General features: G+C 65.4%; 8 protein-coding genes. 6 read left to right on the plus strand and 2 right to left on the minus strand.

What is annotated here, in order from left to right; translation table 11 throughout:
* Positions 1 to 71: 71 nt before the first annotated feature.
* The 4 genes from NEI07_RS03735 (at position 72) to NEI07_RS03750 (ending at position 4,167) form a co-directional block, all read left to right on the plus strand.
* Positions 72 to 2,039, plus strand: coding sequence for a heme lyase CcmF/NrfE family subunit (locus tag NEI07_RS03735; RefSeq protein ID WP_256032818.1), 1,968 nt, complete (start codon positions 72 to 74; stop codon positions 2,037 to 2,039).
* Between the two features lie 128 nt (positions 2,040 to 2,167).
* Positions 2,168 to 2,641 carry a cytochrome c-type biogenesis protein gene (locus NEI07_RS03740; protein ID WP_256032808.1) on the plus strand — a complete coding sequence of 158 codons (474 nt, stop codon included), beginning with the start codon at positions 2,168 to 2,170 and terminating at the stop codon, positions 2,639 to 2,641.
* A gap of 77 nt (positions 2,642 to 2,718) precedes the next feature.
* The gene (locus tag NEI07_RS03745; protein ID WP_175092633.1) at positions 2,719 to 2,970 is read left to right on the plus strand and encodes a zinc-finger domain-containing protein; all 252 of its coding nucleotides are present in this window, start codon (positions 2,719 to 2,721) and stop codon (positions 2,968 to 2,970) included.
* A gap of 12 nt (positions 2,971 to 2,982) precedes the next feature.
* Positions 2,983 to 4,167 (plus strand): FAD-dependent monooxygenase, encoded by a 1,185-nt coding sequence (locus NEI07_RS03750; protein ID WP_256032813.1) that lies wholly within the window; start codon positions 2,983 to 2,985, stop codon positions 4,165 to 4,167.
* Here NEI07_RS03750 and NEI07_RS03755 read toward each other — a convergent pair.
* Positions 4,164 to 4,757 carry a TMEM175 family protein gene (locus tag NEI07_RS03755; RefSeq protein WP_256032814.1) on the minus strand — a complete coding sequence of 198 codons (594 nt, stop codon included), beginning with the start codon at positions 4,755 to 4,757 and terminating at the stop codon, positions 4,164 to 4,166. The genes NEI07_RS03750 and NEI07_RS03755 overlap by 4 nt on opposite strands.
* A gap of 485 nt (positions 4,758 to 5,242) precedes the next feature.
* Here NEI07_RS03755 and NEI07_RS03760 point away from each other — a divergent pair, with 485 nt between their 5' ends.
* Positions 5,243 to 5,866, plus strand: coding sequence for a transglutaminase-like cysteine peptidase (locus NEI07_RS03760; protein ID WP_256032815.1), 624 nt, complete (start codon positions 5,243 to 5,245; stop codon positions 5,864 to 5,866).
* Between the two features lie 8 nt (positions 5,867 to 5,874).
* Here the strand turns inward: NEI07_RS03760 and NEI07_RS03765 are convergent, their stop codons facing one another.
* Positions 5,875 to 6,405, minus strand: coding sequence for a gamma carbonic anhydrase family protein (locus tag NEI07_RS03765; RefSeq protein ID WP_256032816.1), 531 nt, complete (start codon positions 6,403 to 6,405; stop codon positions 5,875 to 5,877).
* A gap of 212 nt (positions 6,406 to 6,617) precedes the next feature.
* On the opposite strand from NEI07_RS03765, the gene NEI07_RS03770 reads away from it, so the two are divergent.
* The coding region (locus NEI07_RS03770) for a heparinase II/III family protein (RefSeq protein ID WP_256032817.1) at positions 6,618 to 7,723 on the plus strand (1,106 nt) is incomplete at its 3' end.

Below are 7,723 nucleotides of genomic sequence, written 5' to 3' on the forward strand. Positions count from 1 at the left end.
ATCGGCCCTCATCCGTCACGCCTTCGGCGCGACACCTTCTCCCGCAAGCGGGAGAAGGGGGAGACAGCCGCATGATCGTTGAGACCGGACATTATGCGCTTGTCCTCGCGCTCGCCCTTGCGCTGGCGCAATTCGCCATTCCCTTCATCGGCGCGCGCTTGAACGACGCCGCGCTGATGCGCGTCGCGCGCCCGGCGGCGATCACGCAATTCCTGTTCGTCTTGCTGTCATACGGCGCCCTGACCTACGCCCATGTCGTTTCCGACTTCTCGCTCGTCAATGTCATCGAGAATTCGCATTCCTTAAAGCCCTTCATCTACAAAATCTCGGGCGTGTGGGGGAACCACGAAGGCTCGATGCTTCTGTGGGTGCTCGTTCTCTCCTTTTGCGGCGCGCTGATCGCGGTTTTCTCCAACGCAATGGCCGACAGGCTGCGCGCCGACGCGCTTGCGGTGCAAGGTCTGCTCGGCGCGGCCTTTCTTCTTTTCATTCTGCTCACCTCGAACCCGTTCGCGCGCGTCGCGCCGGCGCCGTGGGAGGGTCGCGACCTCAACCCGATCCTGCAGGACCCGGGCCTCGCGATCCATCCGCCGCTGCTCTATCTCGGCTATGTCGGCTTTTCGATCGTGTTCTCTTTCGCCGCCGCCGCGCTTATTGGCGGACGCATCGACGCTGGCTGGGCGCGGGTCATTCGCCCCTGGACGCTCTTTGCCTGGATCGCCCTGACGCTCGGCATCGCCATGGGGTCTTACTGGGCCTATTACACGCTCGGTTGGGGCGGCTTCTGGTTCTGGGACCCGGTCGAGAACGCGTCGCTGATGCCCTGGATCGCCGGCACGGCGCTCGTGCACAGCGCCGCCGTGATGGAAAAGCGCGAGGGGCTGAAGGTCTGGACGATCTTTCTCGCGATCCTCGCCTTCTCGCTGTCTCTGCTCGGCACCTTCCTCGTGCGCTCCGGCGTGCTCACGTCGGTGCATGCCTTCGCGAGCGATCCCGACCGCGGCGTGTTCATTCTCGCCATTCTCGTGTTCTTTATCGGCGGCGCGCTTGCGCTCTTCGCGCTGCGGGCCAGCGCGCTGCCGGTCGGCGGTCTGTTTTCGCCGATCTCGCGTGAAGGCGCGCTCGTCCTCAACAATCTGCTTCTTTCGGCGTGCTGCGCCACCGTCATCGTCGGGACGCTCTATCCGCTGGCCCTCGAAGCGATCACCGGCGAGAAGATTTCCGTCGGCGCGCCATTCTTCAACACTGTGATGATCCCGATCGCGCTGCCGCTCGCTCTGCTGATGCCGATCGGCCAGATGCTGTCCTGGAAGCGCGGCGATCTTGCCGCCGCCTTGCAGCGGCTGCGTATGGCCTTCGTTGTCGGCGTCGTCGCGACGGCCGCTTTCGGCGCCTGGTACGGAACGCCGTTTCTCTCGATCGCTGCCGCGGGCATCGCGATCTATCTTGTCGTTGGCGCCCTGAGCGATCTTGCGCTGCGCGTGCGGGGGACCTCCGGGCGCGCGAGCCTGAAGCGGCTCGCCGGGTTGCCACTGTCGGCCTTTGGCACGTCGATCGCCCACGCCGGCATGGGGCTGACGCTGCTTGGCCTCGCCGCGACCGGCTGGGGCGTCGAAACCATCGTCGCGATGAAGCCTTCGAGCTTCTATGACGTCGGTCCCTATCAGATCGGCATCGAATCCGTTTCGCCGCGCCAGGGACCGAACTATTCGGAAGTCTATGCGGTGATGGCGGTGCGCAAGAATGGCGCGACGCTCGCGACGATCGAACCGGCCAAGCGCTTCTATCAGGCGCGGCGCATGGCGCGCTCGGAGGCCGGAATCGTCACGCTCGGGCTCGGGCAGGTCTATGCGGCGATCGGCGAGTCGCATGAGGACGGAACGATCGATGCGCGGCTGTACTGGAAGCCGCTGGTGACGCTGATCTGGATCGGCGCGCTCGTCATGGCCTTCGGCGGCGCGCTGTCGCTCGCCGACCGGCGTCTGCGCATCGGCGTCGCCCGCCGCGCCGCCGCGCCAGCCCTGGAGCCTGCGGAATGACTGTCTGGGCCCCCTCCCTGTCCCTCCCCCGCTGTCGCGGGAGAGGGGACTCTAACGATCGGCATTCGCCGGATCGCGAGAAATCGCCGAATCTTGCTCCCTCTCCCGCGAAGCGGGGGAGGGTTGGGGTGGGGGTGTTTATCGCGCTCGTTCTCTTCCCCCTGACGGCCCATGCCGTCACGCCCGGGGAAATGCTCGCCGATCCGGCGCTCGAGGCGCGGGCGCGGGCGATCACCACCGAGCTGCGCTGCCTCGTCTGCCAGAATCAGTCGATCGACGATTCCGACGCCTCGCTCGCCAAGGATCTGCGCGTGCTCGTGCGCGAGAAGCTCAAGGAGGGGATGAGCGACGCGCAGGTGCGCGAATTCGTCCATTCCCGCTATGGCGATTTCGTGCTGCTGCGCCCGCCGATGAAGCCCGGCACGCTGCTGCTCTGGGCCGCGCCGCTGATCGCGCTGCTCGCCGGCGCCGCCGCCGTCTATATGGCGGCGCGGCGACGGCCAGGCTTCCCCGCCACGCCCGCCAAGGCGCTCAGTCAGGAAGAGCGCGCGCGGCTCAAAGCGTTGGGCGTGTCGGACCCGGACCCGGACCCGCCGGGCTGACCCCTACCCAAGTCCCTTGCACTGCACTATAGGGGCGGGGCAGTTCCCGCCGCCCGGCGCCCATCAAGGAGCGGACCATGGCCCAGCATTCCACGCCCCATTTCCATAATCAGCCCGGCGTCGCGCAGATCAGGATCGGGGCTAAGGAATTCATGTGCATCGGGGCGCTGCCGCCCTTCGACCACCCCCATGTCTATATCGACATGGGCGCGTCGAACGAGGCCGTCTGCCCCTATTGCTCGACGCATTATGTCTACGACCCGGCCCTGCGCGGCGGCGCCGACCCTGCCGAATGCGTCTATCGCGTCTCTGAAGACGCCGCCGCCTGATAGAGATCGCGGGTGAACGCGCCGATCGTCATCGCCGGCGCAGGCATTGGCGGCCTCGCCGCGGCCCTGTCGCTGGCGCGCGCCGGCAAGCGCGCGCTGGTGCTCGAGCGCGCCCATCGGATCGAAGAGGTCGGCGCGGGACTGCAGATCGCGCCGAACGCCGGGCGCATTCTCGCCAAGCTCGGCCTCGAACCGGCGCTCGCCGCCGTCGCTCTGGAGCCGCAGGCCATCAATATCCGCCGCGGGCGGGACGGCGCAGTTCTGGCGCGGCTTGATCTTTCCGCCGCGAGGACCCGCTGGGGCGCGCCGTTCCGGCTTTTCCACCGCGCCGACCTGCAGGGCGCGCTGCTGCAGGCGGCGCTGGACAATCCGCAGACTCATGTCCGCGCCGGCGCCCGCGTCGGAGATTTCGAAGCGACCGCCAGAGGCGTTCGCATGCGCGTGCACACCCAGGACGGCGTCGAGGAAATAGAGGCGGCGGGCCTGATCGGCGCCGACGGCGTGCGCTCGAGCGTGCGCGGCCATCTCGTTCCGTCTGAGCGGGACGCGCCCGCCTATTCCGGCTGCGTCGCCTGGCGCGCGACGCTGCCCGCCGAGAGCGTTCCAGCGGCGCTGCGCGCGCGCGAGTCCAATCTCTGGCTGCTGCCGGGCGCCCATGTCGTGCATTATCCGCTGCGCGACGCCTCAATGATCAACGCCGTCGTCATCATCGAAGAGCCGCCGGAAGCCGAGGACGCCGCTTCGAGCCTGTCGCTTAAAGGCGCGGCGCTCGCGCGCCGACTCGCGCCGCGTAAAATCGCGGCAGAACTGCGCGACTTGATCGAAGCCGGCGCCTCCTGGCGCCATTGGCCGCTGTTCACGCGGCCGGCGCTGGAACATTGGACGAGGGGACCGGTGACGCTCCTCGGCGACGCCGCGCATCCGATGGTCCCCTTTCTCGCGCAGGGCGCGGCGCAGGCGATCGAGGACGCCGACGCCCTGGGGGAAGCCTTCATGCGACCGGGCGCAACGGTCGAGGCCGCCTTCGCCGCCTATGAGGACGCAAGGCTTACCCGCGCCGAGCAGGTCGTGGGCGCCTCTCGTCGTCAGGGCGGCTATTTTCATATGGGCGGACTGGCGGCCGTCGCCCGCAATCTTGCGATCCGCGCGCTCGGCGGAGGCGGCATGCTGGCGCGCAACGCCTGGCTTTACCGTTAGCCCTCGCCTCGACGCTTCTCAGAAAGCACGCGCTCAATTCTCGGATCTGGCGCAAACCACATCAACGCCACGAGCACGTAAATCGCCAGCGAAATTCGCGGATCGAGGAATGTCAGCCCGATTGCGAGCAGATAAAGCAGCACCGAAATCTTGCCTTTGACATCGGCGCCGATGGCGCGTGCGAGCATCGACTCGGGTCGGTGCGTCTTCAGAAGCATTCGGCCGAGGATGAAATAGGCGATGGCAGGCGCCAGCAGCGCTGCGCCATAGACCGCGACCGTTGCTCCAGCAAAATGGTTCTCCGCCATCCAGGCGCTGGCGAAGGGAATGAGAGACAGCCAGAACAGCAGATGGACGTTGGCCCACAGCACCCGGCCTGTCACATGCGACGCCGCCTGCAGCAGGTGATGATGATTGTTCCAGTAGATGGCGATATAGGCGAAGCTCAAAACATAACTGAAAAAGACCGGGGCGAGCTGCGCGAGCGCCGCGAAGCTCGCCTCATGCGGCGGCTTCAGTTCGAGCACCATGATCGTGATGATGATCGCAATGACGCCGTCGCTGAAGGCCTCGAGCCGCTGCTTCTCCAATGATCCGCTCCGAGGCCGATTGTTCTTTCCGACGCTATACGCATTCGCGAGGGAATACGCTCGTCTGCTTCCTGCTCGCCAACTGGGCGTCATTCGGTCTCGCAACGGTCCCATTCCTCGGCCCGCGCGTAAACCTCTGTGACTAATTTGCGCTTCCACGAAGACGTGCCGTCACACGCGCTAAAAAAAATTTTGCTCTGAACGCGCGCGTTAACCTCCGGAACTGGCATAGGTTAACCAGCGTGCATCGAAGTTTAAGCCGAGGCATGTCGTTGTCGATGGAGCCTTGGCGCGTGCGCCGAAAAAGTCGTGTAATAGCAGCATGATGCGGGATATCATTCAATTTTATGCATTTTCACAGCACAAAATTATACTTACCGCAGACCTATAAAAATCTGAACGCATTCGCGTAAAATCCGACATAAATACTTTCATCGACAGCAAAACAAGAAAACTAACCTCGCCTCATGTCACGGAGGCGGGTTATGTTGGGCATCGTTAGTAAGGCGGTTGTGGCTCTCGGGATGGCGTGCGCGGCGCTTGTCGTCGTTAATGCAAAAAGTTTCGCTGGACCCGAAACCGCGACATTCGCCGTGCTTGGCCCGGAAACGAGCGTGCCATACGGCTGGGTGGACTTCTGCCAGCGCTACCGGGGCGAATGCCAGAACGAGGAAACCGCGCCGCAGGACGTCGAACTCACCGCCGCCGTTTTCCGCAAGATCGCGCGCATCAACGCCTGGGTGAATGAAAATATCGACCCGATCGCCGACGTCGATCACTGGAGCGCGGTCGATCAGTGGGATTATCCCAGCGACGGCAAGGGCGACTGCGAGGATTTCGCGCTTCTAAAGCGCCGCATGCTGATCGAGGAAGGCTTTCCGCGGCAGGCGCTGCTGCTCACCGTGGTGAAGGAGAAGAACGGCGACGGCCATTCCGTCCTGACGGTCAAGACCGACCGCGGCGAATTCGTGCTCGACAATCTTTCCAACGAGATGCGGCCCTGGACGCGCGTTCCCTATCGCTTCGTCAAGCGCCAGTCGCAGCAAAACCAGAACGCCTGGGTGGCGATTAGCCCGGCGACCAGCGCCCCGCTGTATGTGTCGCGGTGAGGCCGCCTTCAGCCGATCAGCGTCAGCCCGCTCGCGTAGCGTTGGCCGTTCTCCACATAATGTTTCGCCGAGTCGAGATGGCGCTCGCGCGCCGCTTCGTCGAGCGTGCGGATCGCCTTGGCGGGCGAGCCGACGATCAGCGAATAATCGGGAAATTCCTTGCCTTCGGTCACCAGCGCATTGGCGCCGACGAGGCAGTTCGCGCCGATCTTGGCGCCGTTGAGGATTGTCGCCCCCATGCCGATCAACGTCGCTTCGCCGATGATGCAGCTATGCAGAATGACGCCATGGCCGATCGTGCAGTCCGGCCCGATCACCAGCGGAAAGCCCATGTCGGTGTGGAGAATGCTGTTTTCCTGGATATTGGTGCGGGCGCCGACCGTGATCCACTCATTGTCGCCGCGCAGCACGCAGCCAAACCAGACATTGGCGTCCTCCTCCAGCGCGACGCGGCCGATGACGTGCGCGCCTGGAGCCACGAAGAACCGGCCGGGGGCCGGAAGGCGCGGCGCGATTCCGTCGATCGTGTAAAGCGGCATGGGCGAAGCCTCCTAAAAAAGAGGCGCGACATTGGCATTTTCCCCCTTTTGCATGCAATGGCGTAGCGCCGAAGCCCGCGCGGTCTCATTCGGAAGTCACGGAAATATGGACTATAAGCGGACGGCGGGGTTTGATATTGCCGGTTGGCGCGTTGCCGGTGGGGATCTATCGCGCGAGAGCCGCTGTCGGAGGACGCCCACTGAGCGCCATCATGTTGCGGGATCGGGTTCGGCTGGCGAGCGTTTCCGCGGCGCGGGCGGCGGGCGCCTTCGCGCGAGGCGCCGCCGCGCCCTATCACCTCATGAAGTCGATGGCGATCGCGCCGCCGGAGCGGCTGCGCATCGCGCCTCCTGACATCAGAACCACCGATTCGACCGTCGCCGACCAGATTTACGCCGGCTATTTCTCCTTCGACGGCAAAACCGTGCAGGCGCGGGGCGTATCGCCTTTTCTGGTCGCCGCGCCTTCCGAATGCTGGCGGCGCTCGCTTGCAGGCTTCTCCTGGCTGCGGCATTTGCAGGCCTCGGACAACAGGGCGGCGCTGGCCACTGCGCAGGAGCTCGTCGCGGATTTTCTTTCGCTTCCGAAAATTCCGGCTGACGATCCGGCGATGGAGCCTGCCGTCGTCGCGCGGCGCCTTCTGTCTTTCCTGTCGCAGTCGCCGACGCTGCTCGACGGCGCCGACGCCGATTTTTATGACGCGTTCATGTTGGCGCTCGCGCGCAACGCCCGGCTGTTGTGGCGGGCGCTGGCCGGCGATGGCGCGCGCGGCGCCGATCGCGCCTTCTGCGCCATCGCGCTTGCCGAATTCGCCGTTTGCGCGGACACCGGCCGCAAAATCGCCCCGCATGTGTCGCGCGCGCTCAGCGCGGAGCTCGACCGCCAGATCCTCATCGACGGCGGCCATGTCAGCCGCAATCCGCAGGTCGCGGTCGACCTGCTGCTCGACCTGTTGCCGCTGCGGCAGGTGATTGCGGCGCGCGGCCTGCAAACGCCGTCCGCCGTCCTGCGCGCCATCGACCGGATGATGCCGATGCTGCGGATGCTGCAGCATGGCGACGGGTCGCTGGCGCTGTTCAACGGCATGGGCGCGACGGCGCTGGACCGGCTGGCGAGCGCGCTCGCCCACGAGGACACGCGCGGCGCGCCGCCCGTCAACGCCCCATACGCCGGCTATCAGCGGATGGAGGCTGGCGACGCGCTCGTCATCGTCGACGCCGGCGGACCGCCGCCTTTCGAATTTTCCCTATGCGCGCACGCCGGCTGCCTGTCTTTCGAATATTCGCTTGGAATCGAGCGGGTCGTCGTCAATTGCGG

The organism is Methylocystis suflitae, assembly GCF_024448135.1.
In the GTDB taxonomy this organism is placed as follows: domain Bacteria; phylum Pseudomonadota; class Alphaproteobacteria; order Rhizobiales; family Beijerinckiaceae; genus Methylocystis; species Methylocystis suflitae.